22 protein-coding genes are annotated in these 25,169 nt (G+C 39.3%); 10 read left to right on the top strand and 12 right to left on the bottom strand.

The genetic code is table 11. The features are described 5' to 3' along the window. Positions 1-9: 9 nt before the first annotated feature. Entirely contained in the window at positions 10-612 is a 603-nt protein-coding gene (locus V7K97_RS28520; RefSeq protein WP_334804338.1) for a type II toxin-antitoxin system PemK/MazF family toxin, read from the bottom strand. Position 613: 1 nt separating this feature from the next. Next, a complete protein-coding gene (locus V7K97_RS28515) occupies positions 614-1,093 on the bottom strand; it encodes a type II toxin-antitoxin system antitoxin SocA domain-containing protein (RefSeq protein WP_334804337.1) in 480 nt (159 codons plus the stop codon). 982 nt (positions 1,094-2,075) lie between these two features. On the opposite strand from V7K97_RS28515, the gene V7K97_RS28510 reads away from it, so the two are divergent. Together V7K97_RS28510 and V7K97_RS28505 are read left to right on the top strand one after the other, a co-directional pair. Beyond that, positions 2,076-3,059: an ATP-binding protein gene (locus V7K97_RS28510; protein ID WP_334804336.1), complete on the top strand. Its 984-nt coding sequence runs from the start codon at positions 2,076-2,078 to the stop codon at positions 3,057-3,059. A 64-nt stretch (positions 3,060-3,123) separates the two neighbouring features. Continuing rightward, positions 3,124-5,613 (top strand): S8 family peptidase, encoded by a 2,490-nt coding sequence (locus V7K97_RS28505; RefSeq protein ID WP_334804335.1) that lies wholly within the window; start codon positions 3,124-3,126, stop codon positions 5,611-5,613. Positions 5,614-5,616: 3 nt separating this feature from the next. Here V7K97_RS28505 and V7K97_RS28500 read toward each other — a convergent pair whose 3' ends face one another. The 3 genes from V7K97_RS28500 to V7K97_RS28490 are packed head-to-tail and all read right to left on the bottom strand — an operon-like array spanning position 5,617 to position 8,696. After that, a complete protein-coding gene (locus V7K97_RS28500; protein ID WP_334804334.1) occupies positions 5,617-6,120 on the bottom strand; it encodes a TniQ family protein in 504 nt (167 codons plus the stop codon). Continuing rightward, a complete protein-coding gene (locus V7K97_RS28495; protein WP_334804333.1) occupies positions 6,120-6,956 on the bottom strand; it encodes a TniB family NTP-binding protein in 837 nt (278 codons plus the stop codon). The genes V7K97_RS28500 and V7K97_RS28495 overlap by 1 nt, the downstream gene beginning before the upstream one ends. Positions 6,957-6,959: 3 nt before the next feature. Beyond that, the gene (locus V7K97_RS28490; protein ID WP_334804332.1) at positions 6,960-8,696 is read right to left on the bottom strand and encodes a Mu transposase C-terminal domain-containing protein; all 1,737 of its coding nucleotides are present in this window, start codon (positions 8,694-8,696) and stop codon (positions 6,960-6,962) included. A gap of 670 nt (positions 8,697-9,366) precedes the next feature. Here V7K97_RS28490 and V7K97_RS28485 point away from each other — a divergent pair. Then, on the top strand, positions 9,367-10,689 hold the full coding sequence (locus V7K97_RS28485) for a hypothetical protein (RefSeq protein ID WP_334804331.1): 1,323 nt from the start codon (positions 9,367-9,369) through the stop codon (positions 10,687-10,689). Positions 10,690-10,701: 12 nt separating this feature from the next. Here V7K97_RS28485 and V7K97_RS28480 read toward each other — a convergent pair whose 3' ends face one another. After that, a complete protein-coding gene (locus V7K97_RS28480) occupies positions 10,702-11,622 on the bottom strand; it encodes a lysylphosphatidylglycerol synthase domain-containing protein (protein WP_334804330.1) in 921 nt (306 codons plus the stop codon). Positions 11,623-11,961: 339 nt separating this feature from the next. Between V7K97_RS28480 and V7K97_RS28475 the strand changes: the two genes are divergently transcribed. After that, the gene (locus V7K97_RS28475) at positions 11,962-12,561 is read left to right on the top strand and encodes a hypothetical protein (protein WP_334804329.1); all 600 of its coding nucleotides are present in this window, start codon (positions 11,962-11,964) and stop codon (positions 12,559-12,561) included. 124 nt (positions 12,562-12,685) lie between these two features. Here V7K97_RS28475 and V7K97_RS28470 read toward each other — a convergent pair whose 3' ends face one another. The 3 genes from V7K97_RS28470 to V7K97_RS28460 form a co-directional block, all read right to left on the bottom strand. After that, a complete protein-coding gene (locus V7K97_RS28470; RefSeq protein ID WP_334804328.1) occupies positions 12,686-13,705 on the bottom strand; it encodes an aldo/keto reductase in 1,020 nt (339 codons plus the stop codon). 140 nt (positions 13,706-13,845) lie between these two features. Next, positions 13,846-14,181, bottom strand: a complete 336-nt coding sequence (gene petJ, locus V7K97_RS28465) for a cytochrome c6 PetJ (protein WP_334804327.1) — start codon at positions 14,179-14,181, stop codon at positions 13,846-13,848. A gap of 55 nt (positions 14,182-14,236) precedes the next feature. Then, positions 14,237-14,461, bottom strand: coding sequence for a hypothetical protein (locus V7K97_RS28460; protein WP_334804326.1), 225 nt, complete (start codon positions 14,459-14,461; stop codon positions 14,237-14,239). A gap of 191 nt (positions 14,462-14,652) precedes the next feature. Between V7K97_RS28460 and V7K97_RS28455 the strand changes: the two genes are divergently transcribed. Beyond that, complete coding sequence (locus V7K97_RS28455) at positions 14,653-15,459, top strand: histidine kinase (protein ID WP_334804325.1); 807 nt, start codon at positions 14,653-14,655, stop codon at positions 15,457-15,459. 243 nt (positions 15,460-15,702) lie between these two features. On the opposite strand, the gene V7K97_RS28450 is transcribed toward V7K97_RS28455, so the two are convergent. Next, a complete protein-coding gene (locus tag V7K97_RS28450) occupies positions 15,703-15,894 on the bottom strand; it encodes a YqaE/Pmp3 family membrane protein (protein WP_334804324.1) in 192 nt (63 codons plus the stop codon). Positions 15,895-16,021: 127 nt separating this feature from the next. Next, on the bottom strand, positions 16,022-16,420 hold the full coding sequence (locus V7K97_RS28445; protein WP_334804323.1) for a phage holin family protein: 399 nt from the start codon (positions 16,418-16,420) through the stop codon (positions 16,022-16,024). A 555-nt stretch (positions 16,421-16,975) separates the two neighbouring features. On the opposite strand from V7K97_RS28445, the gene mgtE reads away from it, so the two are divergent. After that, positions 16,976-18,328, top strand: coding sequence for a magnesium transporter (mgtE, locus tag V7K97_RS28440; protein ID WP_334804322.1), 1,353 nt, complete (start codon positions 16,976-16,978; stop codon positions 18,326-18,328). 179 nt (positions 18,329-18,507) lie between these two features. Here mgtE and V7K97_RS28435 read toward each other — a convergent pair whose 3' ends face one another. Further along, entirely contained in the window at positions 18,508-20,097 is a 1,590-nt protein-coding gene (locus V7K97_RS28435; protein ID WP_334804321.1) for an SDR family NAD(P)-dependent oxidoreductase, read from the bottom strand. Positions 20,098-20,637: 540 nt separating this feature from the next. Here V7K97_RS28435 and V7K97_RS28430 point away from each other — a divergent pair. The 4 genes from V7K97_RS28430 to V7K97_RS28415 all read left to right on the top strand — a co-directional run bounded on the left by V7K97_RS28430 (position 20,638) and on the right by V7K97_RS28415 (position 24,973). Further along, positions 20,638-21,246: an O-methyltransferase gene (locus tag V7K97_RS28430; protein WP_334804320.1), complete on the top strand. Its 609-nt coding sequence runs from the start codon at positions 20,638-20,640 to the stop codon at positions 21,244-21,246. Positions 21,247-21,445: 199 nt separating this feature from the next. Beyond that, the gene (locus tag V7K97_RS28425) at positions 21,446-22,528 is read left to right on the top strand and encodes an aspartate carbamoyltransferase catalytic subunit (protein ID WP_334804319.1); all 1,083 of its coding nucleotides are present in this window, start codon (positions 21,446-21,448) and stop codon (positions 22,526-22,528) included. A 626-nt stretch (positions 22,529-23,154) separates the two neighbouring features. Further along, positions 23,155-23,928, top strand: a complete 774-nt coding sequence (locus V7K97_RS28420) for a hypothetical protein (protein ID WP_334804318.1) — start codon at positions 23,155-23,157, stop codon at positions 23,926-23,928. A gap of 52 nt (positions 23,929-23,980) precedes the next feature. Beyond that, the gene (locus V7K97_RS28415) at positions 23,981-24,973 is read left to right on the top strand and encodes a pentapeptide repeat-containing protein (protein ID WP_334804317.1); all 993 of its coding nucleotides are present in this window, start codon (positions 23,981-23,983) and stop codon (positions 24,971-24,973) included. Positions 24,974-25,169 lie beyond the last annotated feature (196 nt).

Here is a 25,169-nt window from a genome sequence, read left to right as displayed (position 1 = left end):
ATTTAGTTACTATGAGTCTAAATAGTTAATTAATACTTCTATTGCTAAATTTTTTGTATCTTCAGGCAGATAATCAAAGACTTTTTTTAAAAGTTCTGGAGACGCATTTTGAATAAACCAGTCTTCACTAGGATTATCTTGAATATTCAATAAATACTTTAACCGTTCTTCTATAGCTTCTTTATCTGGTCTATCTAATTGTCCAATTCGATTTAACCAATTTTCTGATGAATCTTTGAAGCAATTAGCATCAACAGTAGAGATTTGGTGAACTAAAGCGTATGAACTTTTATCAAGACCATTTCTAGTTGTGGAGTTAATTGGATATGTGGTTGGTAAACCCTTAAATGTTGTTTGTGAAGTCAGAGGAATAACGCAAAACGTTGCTATATATCTAGATTCATCTTGAAATTGATCGCTTGTCCAGATGATATAAGGATGTATCCCTCTGAAAACCCTACTTGAATTAATATTCTCAGTGCAAGTTTGACATTCTACTTCACCTGGCTCATCTAAACTATAAATATGGACATGACCCAGTTTGCAACGAAGAGATATCCTATAGGGATTTATGGAATAGATCCAACCTTGTCTAGGTCTTTGTCCAGCCACTTTACAGTCCTAATTCACTAACTAATTTTTCTCTCTCTGCTTGTAAGTTAAGTCTAGCTTTTTCTTCTGGTCGATGGGTATTTTTTGCTTCCACCATTGGAGCAGTGCTATATACGTAATCTAGTAACTGATTCAGTTTATCTGAGCCAGCCCATTCTCTGCGAATATTATCCAGCACAAACTTAACACTGAGAGGTATTTCCAAATCATCTGCCTGAGCAGCTTGATTAACAGGTCTAATATATGTTGCATTGTACTGAGATTCTTGAATAATCTCTTTCCCATTCATTTGATTTAAAGCAACATCTATACCCTCATTCCAAGGTCCAAATTGATAATAACGCCAATCTAGATCAGTCAGCTGCTTTCCTGTCCACTTAACAGAGTAAAGATCCGCTAAATACAAAAACTTAATTAGCTGTGTTTTTGTAATATACCCTTTTGTCGCGTAGACAAAATATTTTATTAGTTTATCCAACATGACCTTTCTCTCTGCTAACTGCCACAAAATAGTCTAATTAATGAACAAATATAAATGTTTATAAAGATTCATAATCTTTTTCATTTAATAAAATATAAAGATTTTATACAATGTTTATATCGGTTAATTATAGTTGTTTTTTTGCAATCTTTAACACTTTTTGGCTTACTCATCGTAGACCACAGTATAATTGTACTAATATAATAGTACACGATTAATGTAACTCACACAATCTTTGACTAAAATCTCATGTGTTGTTGGTGTCTCATGGACTTGTCGCATCTCGCTGAATAACCTTTTGCCACTTTACCATTTCCGTAGACGACAGAAAACACCTTTGACACCAAGCATCCACCCACAATGCTGCAACTTTGAACCTTGCCCCACAGTTTGGGTACTCTGAAAGTAAGCTTTACCCTAAGCTGATTGTTTCAGCAGGGACTAGGAAGACGAATTCATGGAGCGATCGCTTGAACCTGTAGAGTTTCAATTAGACGCATCTATTTAGATAAAGGTAAACCTGTGATTTCGGTGTGCTTAGACGATATTTATCAACAATTGGTGCTGAAATTGGAAAAACAAAGCATGAAGGAATTAGTACCGCAAAACGAAAGTCAAAAGTCAAAATGATTACGGTGTAAGGTTTTCATTTATTTTGAATGGTAGTTTTATTTCCGTCGCGCTGTACTAGCCATCAATAATAAAGCTAATACATACCATAAGTTATGTAGAACTAGACCTTTCAGGGCTAATAGAGTGATATCCAGGGCTTTGATATGAATAATTCTTATTTTAAAAAGGGATTAGCCCTATGATTAGTCGAAATTTATAGTTCATTGCTTTCTGTGATTTTTTATAGTACAATTGTACTTATAAAAACATACATTTTCCTCTATCTATCCGCTAAAGATGCTTTTTAAAGTTGTAAAATGAAATGTTCTACTTTATGAGAGCCTAAAAAACTTGTCAGATAAAATGCTTTATGTCAACAGCTCGCCACATTATTGCGCTCTTGAAGAGCTACCTAGAAGGTGAGGAGCAACAATTTTTCTCTGTTGCTTTACAGATAGCTGCACATGAAGCAAGACAAGGACACACCAAAGTTGCTCAAGACATCCAAATTCTCATTGATAAAGCAAAAGAGCGTAAATCTGTTATTGAGCGTAAAGCTTTCCCTGAAACGCTCACCCAAGCCAAGGGAGAACTAGTAAATCTTGTATCGGTTCAGTATTCAGACACAAGATTTATTGACATGGTTCTTCCTCCAGTTTTAGAAAAAAGATTACAGCGTATTCTTATAGAACATATCAAGCAGCATCGTTTAGCTGAGTATAATCTCAAACCTCGTCGCAAAATACTTTTAGTTGGCCCACCAGGTTCAGGTAAGTCGATGACTGCTGCTGCTCTTGCTGGAGAACTACAACTTCCTCTTTTCACAGTTCTTTATACTGGTCTAATTACAAAGTTTATGGGTGAGACAGCTAATCAGCTTAAACTCATATTTGATGCAATGCTGGTGACAAGAGGTGTTTATTTTTTTGACGAGTTTGATGTCATTGGCTCACAACGTGCTTCAGTTAATGACGTTGGAGAGATTCGCCGGGTTTTAAATTCCTGCTTGCAGTTTTTGGAGAATGATGACAGCCAAAGCCTAATCATTGCTGCGACTAATCATCCTGATTTATTAGATAAGGCTCTTTTTCGACGTTTCGATGATGTTATTGAATATGAGCTACCAAATCAAGAAGTTGTTCGCAAATTACTAAAAACACGTCTAGCTCCTTTTTATACTGAGTGGCAAAATTGGGAACATATTATTGAGAGTGCTAATGGTCTAAGTCAAGCAGAATTAGTTCGATCCGCAGATGAAGCGGCGAAAGTAGCTGTGATTTCTGATCAGGATTCAATTTCTGAAGAAAACATGATTTCTGCGATTCTAGAGCGTAAAAACACCATCTTTAAGTGAGTACGGTATTATTTTATAAAGATGTGTTTAAATTAACCTCTGTTTAAATTAACCTCTCGACACAATGCCAGACTACCAAAGGAATCTCCCTAATTTTTACATAGTGGTAAAGGGAGATAGCCAAGATTACACATATCCTGGAGGGGGAGGAAGTAAAAAATCCTTCCCACATCGCAATCGTATAGAACACGCCGAAACGTTGCAGCAAGCTTTTGAGAAAGCTCTTGAAAATTATCAGCAACAAAAATTATTGCGCGAACCAGAACTCGCAGTTGGAGAAGCTGGTTTTTATTTAGAGTTCCAGGTACAAAAAAGCGAACTGAAAGCGATCGAGTTGTTGGAGAACAAGCCTAAGCACATCGAGTTACTTGCTGTTCACTCATCTGATAACGCAGACGAAACCGTATCAGTAACCGTCTTTGTACCAGAGAAAGCATCGGATTTTTTCGCTTCAAAAATCGAAGCTTACCGTGATGAAGAAACAAAAACAGGCAAACCGAAAAATGAGCCTTTAATCGCACGGTTGGAGGATATTAGCTTAGGTACAGTGCGTGCGCTATTCACAGATAATTTGGAATTATTTCCTTCAGAATCTCAGGAGGTTTGGTGGGAAGTTTGGTTACGTCATGGTGTTCGTGAATCTTTCAACCAAGTAGCTCAAATACTTGATATCAGAATAACAGGAAACTCAATTACTTTCCCTGAAAGAGAAATAGTTTTGGTATTAACATCTGTAACAATTTTATCTCGAATTATTAACAATACTGGCTTAATCGCTGAACTTCGCCTTGCTAAAGATTCACCATCGATGTTCTTTGAGATGGATATGCAAGAACAGGTTAGTTGGGTTCAAGAACTTGCAAATCGTACTATTGTAGCATCGAATAATAATTTAGCTGTTTGTTTATTAGATAGCGGTGTTACACGCTCTCATCCTTTAATTAAGCCAGCTCTTGCTCCTGAAGATTGTTTAACTTGCGATCCAAACTGGGGAGTGGCAGACAGTAAACGTTGGGGAGGGCATGGTACTGACATGGCTGGCATAGCCCTTTATGACAACCTTTACAATGCACTAGCAACATCAAATAAAGTATATCTTACCCACCGATTAGAATCCGTAAAAATACTTCCAGACCAGGGAGAAAACGACCCTAAGCTTTATGGAGCAATTACGAAGGAAGCTGTTTCTCGTGTAGAGATTAACAACCCCAAGCGCCAGCGTGTCATTTGTATGCCTCTCACGAGTAAAGGCGACAATAATAGGGGAGTTCCTTCTTCTTGGTCAGCAGCAATAGATCAAATCTGCTTTGAATTTCAGCAACTTATGGTTATTCCAGTTGGGAATATTCCCAAGCCTATTATATGCAGTGAGTATCCCAGTCGAAATGATTTAAGCCCAGCAGAAAACCCATCACAAGCATGGAATACGCTTGTTGTTGGTGCTTATACGGATAAAGTCAATATAGTTAATCCAAATTATGCTCAATGGCAAACTATTGCTCCTGCTGGCGACCTTTCACCTGGAAGTAGAACTTCTCTTTTATGGACTGACCAATGGCCTATCCGACCGGATGTGACTTTTGAGGGGGGCAACCTAGCAACTGATGATCCTCATTCTTCTGGTATGGATATTGATGACTTACGACTTCTGACAACTTATTATCAACCTAATGTACGGCAATTTAACCTTTCTGGAGATACTAGCGCCGCAACAGCTTTGTGTAGCTATATGGCAGCACGTATTTGGGCTAAACACCCCGAATACTGGGCAGAAACAGTTCGCGCCTTAATAGTCCACTCCGCAGAATGGACTACTGCAATGCTTAGTAATTTACCTAGAAATCCTTCGCAGAGTAAAAAAGTATCTATATTATTGCGTCGATACGGTTATGGTGTTCCTAGTCTGGAGAGGGCGCTTTTAAGTAGTAAAAATGACTTAACAATGATTTGTGAAGATCAGTTGCAGCCTTTTCACAAAAAGGATGGTAAAGGTTCGGTAAAAACAAAAGAAATGAACCTTCACATACTGCCTTGGCCAACACAAGAGCTAGAAAATTTGCGTGAAGCAAAAGTAGAAATGCGGGTAACACTTTCATATTTTATCGAACCTAACCCTGGAGAGCGAGGATGGGAAAATAAACATTCTTATGCCTCTTATGGTTTAAGGCTTGCTGTTAAGCGCTCTACAGAGACTTTGGCTGATTTTAGAAAACGAATTAACAAGCAAGAGCAAGAAACTGAAGAGAATGTTACATCTACTGGAAGTAGCGACAGTGGATGGTTCTTAGGCCCCAAAACATGGAATCGCGGTTCTATTCATTCTGATATTTGGCAAGGTACTGCGGCTGAATTGGCTCAGAAAGATTCTATTGGTATATATCCTGTTAGCGGTTGGTGGAAATATAATCCGAGGTGGGAAGGATGGAATAAAACAGCTAGATATGCTCTGATTGTTTCGATCCGAGTTATAGATGAAGTCGAAGTTGATATTGATCTTTATACTCCTATTTCTATTTCCCCCAAAATTAAACAGACTGTGCCTATTAATCTGTAGGTTCTAAGCCGGATTTTGTAACTCTGCCATTTCCCCAAACGTCATAAAACACCTTTGACACCACGCATCCAGCCACAGTGCTGGAATCTTAAACCTCGCCCCACAGTTAGGACATTCTGAAAGCAAGCCTAAATTGTGGCGATCGCACCCTTGCGTTATCTTCAACTGCCATTCAATCTTGTGACAAGGTGACTCAACATAACAAGCAGCACATAACCGAATCGGCTCAAGCTTCATCCCCACCCCAGCAGGCGGTAACATCTGCGCTAGCCTATCAGCATCAACCTCCACAACCTTAGCCAATGCCTCTAATTGCTGGCGAGACGGTAGGGGATTAAACCGAAATTTTTCCCATCGGGCGATCGCACCCCCAAGTCCTGCGGCTTTACCTAACCCAGTTGGGGTTAAATCATTTGCCCGTCGAAAGCGTCCCAAAAAATGACTCAGGCTTTCTCCTTGATATGGTTGAACTCTAAACAGCCAAGGCTTAATATTTTCTACTTCCATCACTTGTACTCAGCAGCTACTTCCTTCAAAGTTTCCAAATCAATTTTTTGCAGTCCCTTTTTTAAAGCCCGGATTGCAGTCTCTCGCAGAATCATATCCATCAAACCGATATAACCTCCAGTTGCTTCCCCTAACGTCTTCAACATCGTCTTACTCGAAAGGTTGGAAGCAACTGGCAATCTCAGTATTTGCTTCTCCCAAATATCCACCGTTCGCTTAAAATCTTCCCCTGACATCTTTCCAAAACGGTGACAAGACCGAAAACGGTTGTAAACCTGCTCATCCCTCTTAATCACTGCATCTAAGCGATCAGTTCCTACCAAAATCACTGCTATTTCCAACCTGTCAAAAATATCACGCACTTCCGCAAAAGTTTTCGGCTTAAAGCGGTCAGCTTCATCAATAATCAACATCTCTACCCCGCAACCTTTAAGAACCCGCAGTGTTCTATCTCGAATTTCTGCCACTGTTCCTTTAGTTACTTGATATTTTAAATGCTCCATAATTACCCCAAAGAATTCCTTAGCACCGCACTCCTGGGGAATTTGGATATAAGCCACAGGTACAGTTGGGGGTTTTCCTGCAACTTGAGAGGGTTTATTCCTAAGCCTATAGGCATCACAACCCATTGTTTTTCCCGTTCTCGACTCACCTACCACACGCCCAGATTGTCTTGATTGGCGCTTTCCTTCCAACCAATCATGGAGAATTTGCACTTGTTCAAGTGGGACAAAACCTTTACGATTTAATCGTTGAATCTCTGTCTGTAATTTTTCACTATTAACGGGAATATCACCCAATTGTTGGGCGACTGCTTGGGCTTCTTTTGAAGTCATTTTCTAAAATCCGTAATCTTCACGCATTTGTTCGTAATCAAAAACTTCCGGCATCTCTGGCTCAGATTCGCTATCAATAGATACTGCCTCTACTGATGACTCTGGCTCAACAGGTATAAGTTGTTTAGATTTTTTGACCTCAGCCTGTTCTACTTTCTGACGCTCTTTTTTAGTTTTCTTTTGAGTTTGGAATGTTTCGCGTTCCCTAACTTCAGCCAAAATTGAGCGATTGCTCACAGCTTTACCCGCTTCTCTGACCTTACGACTACTAGCTTTTGCCTCATCTAGAGATAGTTCTTCTGTCTCCAAATCTTGAGCATAAGCACGAGCAATAAATACCTCTTTATCCCCTTCTATGCGATAAACCAAAATCGTTGTGATGTCTCTGGGGTCATATCGCAACACAACACTTTCCCCCGCATAACCCGCTAAGAGTTCACCTCTATACATCAAGTTTTCAAATTGCAGATATCCCCCGCGTTGAATTTGTCGCCGTGTTTGCTTCATTAAGCAAATATCCAAATCCCTCTCGGAAAGTAAATCGGGTGCAGCAATTAAACCAGATTCCCAGCGTTGAAATCTTGTCTGGTCGCCCATTCGAGCATCAAGTCGCTGGTTATAGTTATCAACGATATAACGCACCAACATTTGCTCTAACTGCCGCAACGTTAAGCAAGCTTCTTTCTCCGCTTCCTCTGGTCGCTCTTGAACGTTTGAACCTGTATATCCCTGTAAAGTTGAGAATAATTCTGTATTTAGAGTTTTAAACGGACGCTCAACACTACCACCTTCAGATGGGCGATCGCGTAAATGACAAACAAACCCTAACTGCACTCCTATTTGCTGTAAATGGTTGGAACGAAAATCTTTACCCCCATCTGTATAAAAGTGTTGCGGCAAACCAGAAGTACCCCATTCTTCGTGAAGTCCATATTCTGAACTATATTGCTTGGGTAAAATTGCATGACGTAGCGCCAAAGCTACAACTTGAGAACTTGGTGCATCGTAGCCTAAGTTAATCCCCATGATGCAGCGTGAATAGCTATCAATAACCGTTGTTAACCAAGGACGACTAAGAATTTTGCCATGCTGATCTACTAATAACACATCAACAAGGGTGTGGTCGCACTGCCAAACTTGGTTACTATGTTCTATTTGTAAATCTTTTCCATCACGGGTTTTCACTGATAAGCGCGAACCACGCCAACCCGGACTGCGAATACTTTTAGCTTGCTCAATTTTATCTATTAACGGCTGCAAAATTCGGTAAACCGTCATGTGGGAAGGAGGCTTAACTCCCAGTTCGTCTGCTCTGGCCTTCACTCTAATAAATACCTGCTGGCGAGTCATTCTTTTACTTCCCTTATTGCCCTCCTGATAAGTGTTCAATACAAACTCTTGCCAGTCTTCATCAACTCGATGCTTCCCTTTATCCACCCGTTGATTTTGCGCCAGTCCAGCCAAACCCTCTTGTTCCCATTTCTCTACAAGCCGTCGCACTGTACGTACTGACTTATTTAGCTTTTCTGCTGCTTCCTTGAGCTTTTGAGTATATGTAGTGCGTTGGCGCAGCCCGCCGTAGGCATCGCTATTTTCTAAAAGACTTTGAATCACCTCCATTTTCAGCAAAGCTTCATCTGAAAATTTAGAAACTATAACGTTTGGTTCAGCAAGATCGTTGTTAACATCTGCGGAGCTTGCCCAAGTCGTAGAGGTTGTAGAAAATTCTGCATCTTGCATATAGTGTTTGATTAAAACATAGTTGTATTATACTAATACTTTGACAAATAATTTGTTAATTTATGAAAACTCATGATTTTTCCAGGTTTCTGGAAATTGACAATTAAATTGTGAAATATCTGGTATTTGACATCTAATTAGTGAATATTGGCTTGGATGGGTATAACTGTCTTAAATAGGAAAAACCCTGACATAATCCTTGCTATGTCAGGGTTTTAGGTATTTAGAATATTGTGACAATATTTTGTTAAATTGACAAATAATTAGTTAATGTACATAAAACTTGCGAGAGAATAATAAAAGCAGAAATATAGCTCAAACAGTCTTATAGTAAGGCTTTGAGCTTGTTAGACAGCTATCGTAAAACTGGACAATAATTCTTTAAAATGGACAATAATTATTTAATGGACAGAAATCAATGTCTCTCAACCCAACCTACACCAGAGTCATTTTTTAGCCAAAACCTACGCAGTATTGACAACTAAGTAATTTTACTGGACTTTTTGATAAAGTATTAAACAATTTCTCTTTAATACTTTATTTATAGTCTTAGTTTATCAAATTTGTGTAAAAAAATTACTGAATCTCTGAAGAATAGATTATGCTACTGTTCACCAAGGTTAAACTGGTAATAATATGAGCAGGAAGTCTTTTTGTCCTGATAACTGGAATGACCGCTAATAGTTTACCAATGAGTCAGGAAGATCCCCGTTATTTTACGTCTAACTCTAGACAGCTAAATGTGCGAGCTGCACAAGAGGAGGTTTATAGCTTCTTTGTGGAAATTGTCAAAAAATTGCCCCCAGAGGATGTTTTACAAGAATTCAAAGGTTTATTTATAGACGGTCTTGATTCACAAGATTCCGATTATATACCTGGAATATACAGCATTTTTTTAGATGATAATGAACAGGAGTTATTTAACACAATTAAGCGGTGTTGCTACATTATAATTAATAATTGGAAAACCAACCGAAAAGACAAATATATTCAAGAATTAGTTAATTTATTTGTTAATGAAAATCTGAAGATAAAGACGAATAATCCTCCAGTAGTAAAAACTTGTAAAATTTGGCTAGAGAATTTTGTCAACAGCAAAGACTACAATGATCTTAAATTATTTACTACGAGATATGAGGAATCATCTAAAGGTCATTGGGCTAATCGCTACACATCCTATTTATTAATTGATCAATCTGTTAATGAAAAGAATCCCAGAGAGCAACAAGAAGCTGCTAGAAGACTTTCTAAAGAGATAAAAGACAAATTTAAGTTTGAACTAGCAATGTATGTTGCTCGTTCTCAATCTGCTGTTTCCAGCACAACGCGCTACAAAAATCCAAGTGTTTTGGGAGATCAAGCACTGCGTTTAATAAAAGCAATTGTCTTAAAACGAGGTGCATTTAGTCATGAAAATATTGCCCATATATTCATCAAGCAAACTCAAAATCAAACTCTGGAAGAGTTTAAAATAAATCTGGAAAAATATCTATTTTTTTCTGTAGTAATTCAAGAATCAGTTGAGATTTTGCGGCAGCAGTTTTCAGAGAGTTTATCCTTATGGAAAACGGATTATAATCAACAAAATATCACTAAAGAATTATTTTTGAGAACCTGTAATCGAGTGATTGACTGCTTGACAACAGAAAATGGCAAAGAACCTTCGTCATTATTTATATTATTGCTTAACCAAGGTCATGCTCTAACCTTAGTAATTATACTGTTAAAGATTATTTTGATTTGTAAAAATTGCCGCAGACATTTAGAAACTCGTATTGCTCATCTGATTCGGTTTTACGAAAAGTATTCGGAAGAAGAATGCAAGGGAATAATAAATTTTATCGAGATTTTTAATATCACCTTTGCAATTTACGCAGAAAACGTAGAATATAACTTGATTAAAATGGAAGAAGAGGAACAAAGCAGTAATCAGCAATTAAATCTGGATGGTTATCGCGTGTTTTCACAGATGAAGGTAGATAGACAAAAATGAGTGTCGCCTGATTCATGATTTAGCAAGGCGTTCGTCTAACCAAGCGAGGGTAGCACCCGCAGTTTCAGCTAGAATACTAATGAGGCGATATAGAGCGATCGCACTAAATACTAAAGCTGCTGGAAAGTGATGTTGTAAAAGTTGATATGCAGTCGCTTCAAACACACCTAACCCACCAGGCGCACCTGGTATGACAAACCCTAACAACCAAGCGCAACTAAAAGCCCCTAACAACAAAGGAATTTGATTCGCATTCAACGAACCCAGGGCGAACATAGTTAATATAAATCCTGTGGCGCGTAGTCCCATAAAGCCCAATTCTCCTAGCAAAGGGCGTAGAGGATAGCTTTTAAGACTGAAGGGAACAGCTTGCTTAGTGGTGACAGGAGACTTTCTTGCTTTCAATCTGTACAAAAGGCGAATAACTGGGTTTAAAAACCAGGGATGAATCGCACAAAGAACTAAAGCTAAACTCAGCAATTGTAGTATTTGTATAACAAAAGTAGTATTAGCTGCCGCAAATTGGCTACTGCATAAGACAATGATGATTAAAGCAGCCGCCAGCATGAGTAGCGGTTCCAGCAAAACGCTTAAGGTGGCTGCACCAGTAGAAATATTGGCATTTTTGGCGGCGACAATTCGCCCGTAGTGATGCCAGATATTACCTGGTAAATACTTAGCGATGTTTGTTTTTAGGTAAACTTGGATAAATTGGGGAGATGATACAGGTTGATTTAACTCTTTTAAAATCCAAGTCCAGATCCAGCCTGCCCAAGTATGCGCTAGTAAAGTTACCCCTGTAGCGATCGCTATAATTGCCCATCCTACACCATCAATGCGGATAGCAGTCACCTCAATCCAATTATCCTTCAGAGCTTTCCCTAAAAAAAACAGCGTTCCCCCCAAAATTATCCAGCGTAAAAATTGCTTCATATATTTAGTAATATTAACGGTGAGAGCAGCAAAGGCTAAATACCTCAAATCTTATGGGACATCAGCTACATATCCAAAGATTTTGAAGTCTTAAACAGGTTGATGTAGCTTTTTTTACAACAACCATATTATTTTAATTTATATCTCCCTAGAGTTAGATAAAGTTATTCCTTTTGTGCTATCTAGAATGTGACTTACGCTAGAGATAAAACTCATTTGATTATTTATATCCTTAATTAAGGTTATTATTTTATCTGAATGCTTGGGATACAAAAATAATTCCAAATGCTATCTTGGTTGAAGTTTAACTTAGTCACAAAAATGCAAGGAGTAAGAACTATGAAAAAAGCAATGAATTGGCTGAAAAATATTCGTCCGTTGAAAGTTTTGACTGTTTTTTTAGCAGGAATCTTTCTATTTGTGGCACAGGCTTGTGGCGCTTCAGGAGTAGCAGCACAGCCACCACAGCCAGGTTCCCAAGCACCTAATGTCAAGCAATATAATCCTACAAAAGATTATCCTCTTAATTCTCCCTCTGGTGGGATGAATAACTTTAGTGATGTAGATCCCAGAGCAAAGGATGAAAAGGCAGCCAATGATAGAGCTGAGGCGCTAGTAAAAAATGCTCAAAAAAATATCGAGCAGAAGGGAATTGACAGCAGAGAGCAATATGGCCGGAATTTTCAACAAGGTACACCCCTTGGTGAAAGAGTAAAGAACCTGGGTGAAGATATCGGCAGTTCTGCTGATGAAGTGCGGGAAGGTCTTGTTAAGGGGACTCAGCGTGGATTTGAAAATCTCAAAGGAAATGCCCAAAATGCAGGCGAAGACTTGAAAACAAATGTTCAGCGTGGGGCTGAAAACGCTGGTAAAAATGTTCAGCGCACAGCTGAGGATGCAGGGGATGCAGTGAAGAGAATAGTCAAAGACGTTAATTGAAATTTGCAAAAACCTGAAATTGCCCACAGACTAAATTCTGGGGATACCTAAAGAAAGCCTGCGTAAGCAGGCTTTTATGAGTTTAAAGCGCAGTTCAAAATATTATCAACCCAATTTCTGATAGTTATCGGCGATATTCGTCGCCACAATCGCCGATTACCTGGTACAAATCTCGTGACTGGTGAGATACTGCATTGATGCGATCGCGATCGTCAGCATCTAAACTAAAATTAAATACTTTGGCGTTATCTTCTATATGTTCAGATACACCAAGTCTTGCACCAACTATCACACCTCCCACAGTTGGCTGATCTAAAATGTAACGCACTGCGACGTTAGAAATACTTACCCCATGCTTATTAGCTATTTCTTTCAGAATAGCCAGCAACTCTTGAAATAATTGCCAACCACCCCAAGCATCGATCATATTTTTATATTTTTTCAAACTAGCAGTAGCTAGCTCAAATCCTTGCGGTTCCGGTTTCCCTAAATAGTTTTCTGATAACAAACCACCGCACAGTGTCCCGTAGGTAAAAAGCTTTATATTATGCTGTTGACAAAACTCTACCATATTAACTTCGGGACGGCGGTCAACAAGGGAAAATTGCACTTGGTTAGAAACAATCTTGATACCTGCTTCGGTAATAATCTTTAAGTTTTCCGTGTCAAAATTAGTTAAACCTAGATGCTTAATTTTACCCTCAGTCTGAAGTTCTGCCATATATTTCAGGGCATCCAGGTAATTTTTATCCTGATATTCCCACCAGTGGAATTGCATCAAATCTAACGATTGCACATTCATTCTTCTCAGGGAAATATCAATATTTTCTTCGACGAGTTTTTTCGTCATTTTCCCTGGACGAGGCACCCATTTTGTAAAGGCTTGTACCTGAGATAAAGCATCTTTCCCACGAGTATCAATTAATTGACAGCGAAACTCACCAATAAAGTCTTCTGCAGGGCCATAATGATCTGCTAAATCCCAAGTGGTAAAACCTGCATCTAAATATTGGAACATAGTCTCAATGGCAGCTTGGGGATTGATCTGTCCGTGTGCGCCGGAGACTTGCCACATACCATTTAAAATGCGGCAAATGTTTAAATCGGGAGTGAATTGAAGACGGCTAGCTGCGGGTAAGTTCATATTCGAGTTTAGGAGTGAGAAGAATTAATAATTAGTGAGTTGCCAAGCGGGTTTTTACAGCCTCCTCAATTTTATTATGAATGATTTAGGACTGCCAGAGTTAATAACTGCTAAAATCTTAACTCCTAACTCATAATTTTCTAACGCCAGCCTTTTTCAGCTTGTTCGAGAACGTAAGCAGCAACGTCTTGAATTTGCTGTTCAGTCAGGCGTTCTTTGTAAGCTGACATATTATTTTTACCATTGGTAACTATAGATGTAACTGCCTCGATTGAATCCATGCCATACTTTTTCAGTGCTTGCTTTTTGAGATTTTTACCTCGCCTAATTATATTGCTACCGTTGATATGACAACCAGCACAATGAACACTAAATATTTGTTCGCCGTTAACTGTGTCTGCGGCACTAGCAGGTAAAGTAAAAGTACTGATTAATAACACAAATGTTACTAATACTAATGTGAGTAGTTTTTTCAATTAACTTCTCCCGATTTTGACATTCTGGTTGCAGGTATAAGTGTCAGAAGCAATACTAGAATGATTCAAAGTCAGTTGTAAATCCAGCAAAATTTGCACAATCTTCTTGAAAAGCTTCTGCATCACTAACATCCTCAATTTTATAAGACATGATGCGCGTACCATCTGGCATTTTTTTGGAACCAATCAATTCACCTTGATATTTCGCGGCGATCGCTTTAAAATCAGTACCATAAAGCTTCCAAGCATCACCCGAACAAGTAATATTTACTCGCCACATATTTCACCCCCAATTACTACCACCAAATATTCATCATCTCACAAATGGGCAAGTTCTTACATATCACCTCTTTGGGACTGGAATTTTCTATCTAAAGGAAGTGCCTAGCCCAATGAGGTTGCGCCATAATGTGGGTGTAGGAACACGTCTATAAACTTTTATCCCAATTAGTTAAATTTCAAGAGTTGAAAATGCCTAACAATATCAAACAACAAATTCAAGCCGACTTGCAACAAGCGAAAGAAACTGGACAATTAAGAACTGATCGGATTCGAGAAATTGTGAAATCCGCAGTTTCTCAAGTAGGTTCTGAGTTTAAACAAGGTTCTAGTGAACTTCGTAGTCTTGTTAGAGATGCCGTTTCTGCTGTAATTGAAAACTTCCAAGAAAAAGGCAGTGAACTTAAAGATGAAGTGACAGCTTCCATTGAAGGTGCGCTGGAAGGAATTAATAGTCAAAGACACGAAGCCATTGCTAAAACTCAGACAGATATCAAGCAGCTACAGGCTCAACTAGATGGCCAAGAAGAACAATTACAGCAAGAGGTTGATGTCATCTTGGCAGAGATTGAAGACACAGGTAGAGAAAAATCTGCTAGTACTAAAACTGCCATTGATTCTGCTGTAAATACGATTAAAGATAGTGAAGAAGTTGCATTGTTAAAAAAACGTTACGCGCAACTGCAAGCACAGCTAGCCATTGTCCGAGCTAACTTAGCTGCACGCTATGGTGGACGATCTTTAGAGGTTCAAGATTATCTAGACGAGGCTAAACACTGGTATGATAAAGCTCGTCCCCAAGCGGAGTCTGTAGCTGTACAGGTAGAACAGAAGCGATCGCAGTTAGAAGATAAATTAGGTGAAGCTGGTACATCTCTAGCTAGAAAAGAGCGCCAAATTAAACAAACGTTGAGAGAGTTACTCTTAACGGCGGCTGACTTATTCAAAGATAAAGATAAGGAACCTGCTGAGAAAGAACGAGAAACTATTCATAAATAGACTACTTTGATGTTTGTTGATTTAGCTCAGTAGATTTTAAGTAGGGTGCGTTACTGCTAAAGCCGTAACGCACCATGTTGTATAACGGTGTATTAAGTGCTTTCCAGAAATGTTTTTCTTTAAAAATCATATCGAATTATGCGCCTAATACAACGGCAGATTGCATATATAAAAAATTGTGCGTTAGGTGTTTCACCTAACGCACCCTACTTAATTGGAAGTCTTTAAAGTTATCCTGGCGTATTAGTAAATACGCCCTTGTTCATTAAGTTGTTCGTCATGCTTGGCTATAACCCAAATTGCATGAATACTACCGGGAAGCCAACCTAGAAAGGTGAGCAAAATGTTAATAAACAAAGTGGGGCCAACTCCAACTGTCAAGAAAACGCCTAAAGGAGGTAGTAACAAACCTAGAAGAAAACGAACTAGTTTCATGATTTTACAACTTGGTGATTTTGTTTAATTACATTCTTTTGAAGATGCCGAATTAGGAAATCGACCTTCGGATATTTTTTGTAGCCTAGAAAGGCAATGTAACTGACGTTTCTACTCCCTCTAATACTTATCTAGAAGGTAATTCACTTTGGTTTTTTACACCACCACTGCCTGTTAAAAGGCTTCTTTCAACAAAGTAGTTGTTAATGAAGGTGTTAGCAAAAGTTAAAATTACTGGGCCGAGAAGGAAACCAATAATTCCGCGAACTGCGAACCCAGGAACTAGCACTGCTGCTAACCAGAAACACAAACCGTTGACGATGAGCGAAAATGCTCCAAATGAGAGAAAGGTAAGTGGTAGGGAAAGAGCAGACAGAACTGGTTTGACTGAACCGTTAATTAGACCAATTACTAAAGCGGCAATCAAAGCTGCGGGAAAATTCGCAATGTTAACCCCTGGAACAACTAAATCAACAATCAACAGGCTCAAAGCTGTAGCTAGGGCGGTTAATAATGGTGTCAACATTTTTTTGACCTACTAAATATTTTTTGTTTCTTACTTCTTATCTCATCTTTAACTATGTGCGAGAGTTTCACCTCTCTTGCAAGATAGAATTTACTTCTACCATTAGGTCTATCATTGATAAAGCGCTTCTCTGTTGAGTCTAATACAGACCTAACCCCCAGCCCCTTCCCTACAAGGAAAGGCTACGGTGTACACACATCTTTTTACAAAACCAAAACCGTTAAAGATCCTCCTAAATCCCACTTTTTAAGGCTTGATCGGGGGGATCTGGAAGTACTTAAAATCACAGCCAAACACTTTTCAAACAACCTCTAAGAATCAGGTAATTAAGTTAGTCAATAGTAATAATTATCGCCAAGACTGAATACCAGCGTCTCAGTATTTACCGGAGAGCGCTATTCCGGGTTAGGATGATGACTAGCGATGCCTTGATTTAGATATCGATATTGAATTGTTGAAATTTTATGGGCAATAGTCCACCAGATGGCAGTATCAACCTCCTCTGAGTTGGCGAGGAAGTCTCCCAGCGCGGGGGAGACTTAGGAGATATATCTCATGCTCACACAGGATATTCGTGATTTGCTGACTGATACTACCGATTTAAACCAGTTGAAATGGGATTTAAATCGCTTGCAACCTGTGGATGTGGGAGAATACATTACACAATTGCCTAAGAAACAACGCGCGATCGCATTTCGTTTACTCAACAAAGCTCAGGCAATTGATGTATTTGAATATCTACCCACAGAAGTCCAAGAAGAACTACTTAATTCTCTGCATGATGTCCAAGTAGTGCAACTTGTAGAAGCCATGAGTCCCGACGAACGGGCAGAATTGTTTGATGAACTACCTGCTGGGGTAATCAAACGGCTATTACAAGAACTGAGTCCAGAAGAAAGGCAAGCAACAGCAACGATTCTCGGCTATCCAGAAGGCACGGCTGGGCGGGTGATGACAACCGAATATGTCCGGTTGCGCCAAGGATTGACTGTAGGTGAAGCCCTAAGCAAAATCCGCCGTCAGGATGAAGACAAGGAAACGATTTACTACGCCTACGTCACAGATGATAACCGGACACTGGTAAGAGTAGTTTCACTGCGTCAATTGCTATTTACCTTTCCTGAGGTTTTCATTAAAGATATTGCTAGCGATCGCGTCATTAAAGTGAGAACTGAAACCCCCCAAGAAGAAGTGGCGCGAATTATGCAGCGCTACGACTTAATCGCTATCCCTGTAGTTGATCGGGAAGACAGATTGGTGGGCATTGTCACCATTGATGATGTCATGGATATTTTGGAAGAGGAAGCCACAGAAGATATCCAAAAACTGGCGGGTGTGAGTGGTGATGAAGCAGCTTTATCCTCTCCATTACTCACCATCCGCAACCGCTTGCCTTGGCTGTTGGGCATTATGGCACTATATATTGGTGCCGCCAGTGCGATCGCGCCTTTCCAATCTGTAATAGCCGCAGTGCCAGTTCTAGCAGTCATCATGCCGATTTTTTCTAACACAGGTGGTACTGTTGGTATTCAATCATTAACGGTAACAATTCGCGGCTTGGGAGTGGGAGAGGTAACACCTAAAGATACCTTAAAAATTCTCCGCAAGGAACTTCTAGCTGGTTTAGGTACAGCCCTAGCTTTAGCCACCACCATGATCCTGCTTTCCTTAATTTGGGCGCAACCCCAAGAACGATGGGTGGCTTTAATTGCCGGCATGGTAATGGCAACTAATACAATTGTGGCTGTTACACTCGGCACTTTACTGCCAATGGGTTTGAAACGCTTAAAACTTGACCCGGCTTTGGTTAGTGGCCCTTTAGTGACTACAATGCTAGATACAATTGGGTTTTTAACGTTCCTTTCCTTGATTTCCTTTGCTTTGCAGGTATTACATTTACCAAGTTAATCGTCAGTTTTCACATTCCCCCGCTAAAAATAAATTAAGAAGCCAGAGGAATCGGTAAATATAGCGTTTCTTACTTTACTGAGGTAGATAATAGCCCTCTCTCGAAGAGCGGGGAGGGGGTTGGGGGTGGGGTTCTTGTACCTCACTTAACTGGGAACTGCTATATTTGATACCCTCAGCTATTTTTGTGATTGCAAAATTACAGGTTCCTGACAATTAGAACTATAACCCGGTAAAACTTTTACCTCTGGCTGAGTCAACCGTAGCGTTAAAGAAAGTCGGACTTTACCGCTACTATTACGTACTGAACGATGTAATAGTTCATTACTAAATAGTACAAATTCACCAGGACGTAGCACCACAGGAATGGCTTTTTGGGCGACTTCATCACTGATTTCAAAAAAGTGATTACCACTAAAAGGATCGGTTCCTTTTATCTGGCAATCTTTTAAGTAAATATTAGGTATATACTCAAATCCATTATATTCATTAACTTCTGTCAAAGCTATATAAGCATGGATAGTTTTACCATCTCCTTTCAGCAGTTTAGGATAAGAGTCTTGATGCCAAAAAGGAATTAATTGCTGTGCAGGATAATTTACCCACAACTCTGATCGCCATAATACTAAATTTTCTCCTAAATGAGCATTAAGCCTTTCTAATAAATTTTTATCTTGACATAATTGCCAAATCACAGGTGAATCTAAATGTCTTTCCATGTAAAAAGATTTAGTAAAAACTTGAAGTAATATAATGAACAATGACCCAATATCAAATCTAATAAATGATTTAACTACCTGTTTTAATAATATTTTTATTGGTAATTTTCTTAAAACTTCATCAAAAATATATTGGGTAATATCAGCTATTTCATTACTGGTTAAAAGGAGAGAGTTTGGCCCCCAAATTTCATCAGCACCATCATAATTAATTTTTCTTGTATTCTGCTGTTGGTTGCAACCAGCCCATAATAAACTACGTTCCCATAATTGCTCTGATAATTCTTGATTCTGTGCTACTTTCGGTAATATAATTTCTTGAGCATGACTATCTAAAAATTTTCCACTAACATTTTGATAATCTGGGGAAGTAGCACAAATAAGGGTACTATATGCTCCGGCTTCCGAGGAAATACCTAAACCTAAATATTTACTGAGACGATGCCATATAGTAATATTTGATTGCACAAAGCCTGGATGTATTGCGTTAACAGTGACTTGAGAATTATTTAATCGTTGAGAAAGTTCTCTTGTTAAAAGCAATAAAGATAGTTTAGAAACGGCATATAATTTGATAAAATTTAATGGTGTTCTTTTAACTAATAAATTCCAGTCAATACCACTTGGAGATAATGCCAAATCTGACGCTAACATCATAATGCGACTAGGGGCAGATTCTTGCAATTTTTCTAGTAATAAATAAGTGAGCAAAAAATGACCTAAATAGTTAGTCCCCCAAATCAGTTCAAAACCTTCTTTTGTTGTGCCTCGGCGGTTGAATATACCCGCATTGTTGACTAATATATGTAATGGTAAATTTTTGTCATTAAATAGTTTCACACAGTTACGAACTGAATCTAAAGAAGCTAGATCAAGAGGTAAAAATGTCACATTTTGATTTCCGGTAGTTTGGCGGATATAGTCTATAGCTTTTGCAGCTTTATTTGCCGAACGACAAGCAATAAATACATGATTGCCTAATTTGGCTAAACCTACAGCCGTCATTAAACCTACACCAGAGTTACCACCTGTAACCAGACACACTTGCATAATTTACGATCTCTCAGTATTTATTGGTAAAAATGGGAGCATCCCCCGAACTAAGTGTCTAGCAGACAATCATCAAGGGTATGAATTATTTTCTGTATTTTCTCCCGATTTAAAGGTCTAAAAACAGACAAAGAGGCACTAATACGGGCATTAGTATCAGCTTTACCCAAGTGTCGGCATTTACTTAATTTTTCAGATGTGGTGCATTGAAAGTATAGCTGGGTTCCGTGCAATTTTTGCGATTTGTACCCTGAAAAGACGCACCAAGGGCAAGAGTAGCCAGTAAGAGCATCAGTTTGTCTATCTTTAACCAGTTGCTCAAAGCAACTTGTTTGAGATATTAGCTGGATTTACGCCGTGCTGTACTATAGGAATCCGATTTGATTCCTGAAAAAATCTAAGTATATGTAGTGGCGTGGCAAGCTTAAAATAGTGCATGAGACGTAGGTTGGGTGGAGCGGAGCGCAACCCAACAGATATCAGGATGTTGGCTTACGCAAAGCCTCCACCCAGCCTACAATTTTTTTGCTTAATGGACGTATGAAAGACCAAGAAAATCTAAAGTACCCTGACGTTTTGAAGCACATTCAGGCAGAGTCTGAAGCCCTAAATTTTCCTATGGCTTCAGACTTACTGACAGGTTCTTTTCTAAGAACACTTGCTGCAAGCAAACCTGCTGGTATGTTTCTTGAACTGGGCACAGGAACTGGCGTGTCTGCTGCTTGGCTTTTGAACGGTATGGATCGGGAATCCAAGCTGATCTCAGTTGATCAAGATGACAAAGTGATAGCTGTTGCCAGAAAGTATTTGGGTCAGGATCGGAGAGTAGTTTTCCATACAGAGGATGCGACGATTTTTTTAGGTAAAATAGCTGCTCAAAAGTTTGATTTTATATTCGCTGATGCATGGGTAGGAAAATATAGCTGCCTTGAGGATACGCTCAATTTGCTTAAGTTGGGTGGCTTGTACGTTATTGATGATATGTTGCCTCAAGCCATGTGGTCTGAGGATCAGGCTTCAAAAGCTAGCCAACTCATTTCAAACTTAGAATCCAGGAGCGATTTGACGCTTTCAAAAATTAACTGGTCTACAGGCTTAGTAGTTGCAGCGAAAGTTAGAGGACAGACAGATGGGCAACAATTAAGGTGATTTCTGTAATACCTTATCCAATTGACAAGCGCTATATAAATCCTTGATGCTAGAAAGAACAAGTAGCTAATTTGATAGAAGACAGATGATATCATTTCCTCTGCATCTGTAAATTAAAAAGCTGTAGAGAGACGATGTCTGACGACAAGCCGCTTTGCGTCTACGCTTGTATCTCTATGCAGGAAACTGATTGCTATTTATGCCTACTAACACCTGGAATCGTCATCACATTCTTTCCCTAGCTGACTTCACTACCACTGAATATGATACTGTTTTGCAAACTGCTGCCAGTTTTCAAGAGGTGCTATCACGGCGGACGAAAAAAGTACCAACCTTACAAGGACAGGTAGTGGCGAATTTATTTTTTGAATCGTCTACCCGCACTCGCAGCAGTTTTGAACTCGCAGCCAAACGCTTAAGTGCAGATACGCTAAACTTTGCTGCCGCCACATCTTCTATGACTAAGGGAGAGACAATTCTCGACACGGCGAAAACCTATTTGGCCATGGGAACTGATATTATGGTAGTCCGCCATCGAGAGGCAGGAGTACCAAATGCGATCGCGGCTGAAATGGATCGTCTAGGTGTACGAGTTAGCGTCCTCAATGCTGGTGATGGTCAACATGAGCATCCTTCCCAAGCACTGCTAGATTTATTTACCATAACTACTCTAATTGACCCAGCTAGTCCCCGACTAGAACTTTTAAAGGGGAAAAAGATTGCCATTGTTGGGGATATTCTCCATTCTCGTGTGGCGCGATCGAATATTTGGAGTTTAATTGCCAGTGGTGCCGAAGTGCATCTCGCAGCCCCACCAACCCTGTTACCCAAATTATTTGCCGAGTATATCTTGGAAGAGGCAGGAGTCAGGAATCAGGATTTTGTTATCTCCTCATCCCCCACTCCCCATTACCCCTTATCCCCAGAGGGGGCCCCACCTTCCCCACTCCCCACTCCCCAACTATTTCTCCACTGGCAACTAGAACCAGCTTTGCAGAATGCCGATTTTGTCATGACTTTGCGCCTGCAAAAGGAACGTATGACGGCTCACTTACTACCAAGTTTGCGAGAATATCATCAGCTATTTGGCATTACACGCACAAAGTTGCAACTTTGTAAACCCAATGTCAAAGTTTTGCATCCAGGCCCAGTTAACCGTGGTGTCGAAATTAGTTCTGATTTGATGGATGACCCAGAATTTAGTCTCATTCAATCGCAAGTTACTAGCGGTGTCGCCGTTCGGATGGCGCTGTTGTATTTGATAGGAAGCGGTAAGGTTTAAGGAATTTAGGGATTACCAAGAAATAAATTATCCAATTTTTTCCCCCTGCACCCTGCGCCCTGCCCCTCTGCTGCCAAAGGGATAGGATATTTTTTTATTTGGAAGTCCCTTAACGGACAAATCCCAAATTGAGTGCTGAATATCATCTACGTGGTTCTAACTACACAAGCCAGATAAAAAGAGTATAACATAAGACAGCCCTTTCAAAGCGAGTATAAATTATCGAAAATGAATTCCTCTCTAAACCTCTGTTCTCTGTCTGTAAAGCCTTATGCCTGAGGCGGGCTGCGCCAATGGAGGTTTCCCTACCCTCAGGCTTTTCTCTATCCCCGGTCAGTTAAATAAATAACTGATAAACCACTTTGCACACAGAGATAGCTCAGAGAAAAAGAGATTTTACGAGTCATGTTGAAAGGGCTAGTTCTATAAGTAGAGCGACGTGAATAATTCAAGGTTTGTAGTGAGGGCTTCAGCCCTCATAAGAGACGCTACGCGTAGCTTGCTTCCCCAAAGGGGTACAGTACAAACTAATCTCAATATTATTTACATTACTTAATCTAGTTTGATTTATTCTCACCGACTTACTTAACTTGTTACTACCTGATACCTATGCCGGAGATTTGCCGATGAAAACTATATCTAGCCTTGATGCGGTAACTAAAAATTTAGAACAGCATGAAAACTCAAAACGGATTAAAAAATTAATATACTCGGCTTGTAAAAATATTTGGGAGAATGAGGAAGATACGCTAGAACGGGTTAAATTACAAGAATTAATTCAAGAATTGTGCAGATTGAATCCAAGTATAAATAACTTAAATTATACTTTGTCTAAAGTTGTAAAAACCCTTAATAAACAAGCTGAATACGCCCTAATCGCTAGTGTCATTTCTGAGGAAATGCAGAACCTATATATAACACCTGAAGAATCAACAGGAATATTACTAAACCAACCTCATCAAGAAGAATCAACAGGAATATTACTAAACCAACCTCATCAAGGGGAACAGATATTTTATAATCTTGGACAAATATCATCAAATTCTATAGATAAATCTCCAAACAGTCAAATCAAACATCAATATAATCAGTTTGATTTACGGCAAAATATTATGAAGTATACTAACCCACTTAGGGCTAAGATAGTTCTATTTTCTGCCATTTACAAGAAGTTTACTTTCAATGAAGAAGACTGGTTGAAACTGAAGGCTGAAAAACTTGATGATTTATTGCTGAAATTATTTGATACTTGTCCAACTATCATAGAGCTTGAATCTAAACTAAATAGTGCTGTTATATCTCTTGGCAAGCCGGATGAAAATATTCAAGCAGCTAGTGCAATTATCCAATCAATGCGAATTTTATATGGGAATATATCATCCACCAGTGCCAACGGATAATTGTTAAACCTGGGAAAGTTTGGAAAGATTATGGTAATTGAGATAGAAAAATATGGATGCCAATGAACTTCTTCAGCGATATGAGAATGGAGAAACAAAATTTATTGAAGCAAACTTAAATGGGGTAAATTTGTTTGGTGCAGACTTGATTGGTATAGCTTTGAATAAGGCAGATTTGCGTCATGCCATTCTAATTTTTAGCTATCTAAATCGAGGAATCCTGGATAAGGCTAATCTAGTTTGTACAAAACTAAGTGGTGCGAACCTAAATCAGGCAAGTTTAATCGGTGCCAACTTGCATGATGCTAATTTACATGGTGCAACTTTGCAGGGTGCTGATTTGCGTAATGCCGATTTAACTTTGGCGTATATGCTGGATGCTAACTTGATGGATGCTGATTTGCGTGGTGCAGATTTGAGTGGTGCAAATCTAACTGGTGCGTGCCTGCGTGGTGCGAACCTGCGAGAAGAAAAGAGAATGTATTCTGCTAGTCTACGGGGTGCTAACCTCCATAAGGCTGACCTGCGGGGCACTGATTTAACTGGTGTAGACTTATCTAAAGTTGATTTGAGTGGTGCTAACTTGAGTGAGGCAACGCTACGTTATGCCGATTTGAGTGATGCCAATTTGAGTGAAGCGATTTTGCATAATGCATCTCTGGCAGATACTAACATCGGGCGTGCTAATTTGAAAGGTGCTAACCTGATGAATGCTAGACTGCAAAGGTCAAATCTCATTGATGCTGAACTTACAGGTGTTAACTTGTATGGTGCAATGATGGCAGATGCTAAACTGACTAGATGCCAGATGAGTGGAGCAAACCTGAGTTTTGCAAGGCTAAATAGAGTTGACTTAAGTCGGGCTAACTTGCGTGGGGCTAACCTCACTGAAGCAGACTTGGTTGATGCCTATCTTGCTAGGACAAACTTGACTGGTGCTAATTTAAGTAAGGCAAATCTAATCAGAGCAGAAATGAGTAGTACAAATCTGACGGGTGCAGATTTGCGTGGTGCGGTAATGCCTGATGGAACAATTAACGACTAAAAATATAGCATTTCCTAATCTGCTGAGGTACTTAAGTAGGGGCAATTCATGAATTGCCCCTACCACGGTCTATACCTTATACCATTTCTTTGTGAGGCTGCGCCAAACCCTTTTAACTTCTTTCTTTCTTTCTTTCTTTCTTTCTTTCTTTCTTTCTTTCTTTCTTTCTTTCTTTCTTTCTTTCTTTCTTTCTTTC

This window comes from Nostoc sp. (assembly GCF_036917815.1).
Taxonomy (GTDB): domain Bacteria; phylum Cyanobacteriota; class Cyanobacteriia; order Cyanobacteriales; family Nostocaceae; genus Nostoc.
Note: the sequence above shows the minus strand (reverse complement) of the source record. Positions and strands in the feature narration are given on the sequence as shown.

Coding starts and splice junctions, on each gene's coding strand:
- V7K97_RS28445 (WP_334804323.1), bottom strand. CDS start 16,420: ATGTTGACACCATTATTAACCGCCCTAGCTACAGCTTTGAGCCTGTTG.
- V7K97_RS28460 (WP_334804326.1), bottom strand. CDS start 14,461: ATGTGGCGAGTAAATATTACTTGTTCGGGTGATGCTTGGAAGCTTTAT.
- V7K97_RS28495 (WP_334804333.1), bottom strand. CDS start 6,956: ATGACTTCAAAAGAAGCCCAAGCAGTCGCCCAACAATTGGGTGATATT.
- V7K97_RS28470 (WP_334804328.1), bottom strand. CDS start 13,705: ATGAACTTACCCGCAGCTAGCCGTCTTCAATTCACTCCCGATTTAAAC.
- V7K97_RS28450 (WP_334804324.1), bottom strand. CDS start 15,894: ATGAAACTAGTTCGTTTTCTTCTAGGTTTGTTACTACCTCCTTTAGGC.
- V7K97_RS28505 (WP_334804335.1), top strand. CDS start 3,124: ATGCCAGACTACCAAAGGAATCTCCCTAATTTTTACATAGTGGTAAAG.
- V7K97_RS28490 (WP_334804332.1), bottom strand. CDS start 8,696: ATGCAAGATGCAGAATTTTCTACAACCTCTACGACTTGGGCAAGCTCC.
- V7K97_RS28485 (WP_334804331.1), top strand. CDS start 9,367: ATGACCGCTAATAGTTTACCAATGAGTCAGGAAGATCCCCGTTATTTT.
- mgtE (WP_334804322.1), top strand. CDS start 16,976: ATGCTCACACAGGATATTCGTGATTTGCTGACTGATACTACCGATTTA.
- V7K97_RS28500 (WP_334804334.1), bottom strand. CDS start 6,120: ATGGAAGTAGAAAATATTAAGCCTTGGCTGTTTAGAGTTCAACCATAT.
- V7K97_RS28515 (WP_334804337.1), bottom strand. CDS start 1,093: ATGTTGGATAAACTAATAAAATATTTTGTCTACGCGACAAAAGGGTAT.
- V7K97_RS28475 (WP_334804329.1), top strand. CDS start 11,962: ATGAAAAAAGCAATGAATTGGCTGAAAAATATTCGTCCGTTGAAAGTT.
- V7K97_RS28435 (WP_334804321.1), bottom strand. CDS start 20,097: ATGCAAGTGTGTCTGGTTACAGGTGGTAACTCTGGTGTAGGTTTAATG.
- V7K97_RS28420 (WP_334804318.1), top strand. CDS start 23,155: ATGAAAACTATATCTAGCCTTGATGCGGTAACTAAAAATTTAGAACAG.
- V7K97_RS28510 (WP_334804336.1), top strand. CDS start 2,076: ATGTCAACAGCTCGCCACATTATTGCGCTCTTGAAGAGCTACCTAGAA.
- V7K97_RS28430 (WP_334804320.1), top strand. CDS start 20,638: ATGAAAGACCAAGAAAATCTAAAGTACCCTGACGTTTTGAAGCACATT.
- V7K97_RS28415 (WP_334804317.1), top strand. CDS start 23,981: ATGGATGCCAATGAACTTCTTCAGCGATATGAGAATGGAGAAACAAAA.
- V7K97_RS28455 (WP_334804325.1), top strand. CDS start 14,653: ATGCCTAACAATATCAAACAACAAATTCAAGCCGACTTGCAACAAGCG.
- V7K97_RS28425 (WP_334804319.1), top strand. CDS start 21,446: ATGCCTACTAACACCTGGAATCGTCATCACATTCTTTCCCTAGCTGAC.
- V7K97_RS28480 (WP_334804330.1), bottom strand. CDS start 11,622: ATGAAGCAATTTTTACGCTGGATAATTTTGGGGGGAACGCTGTTTTTT.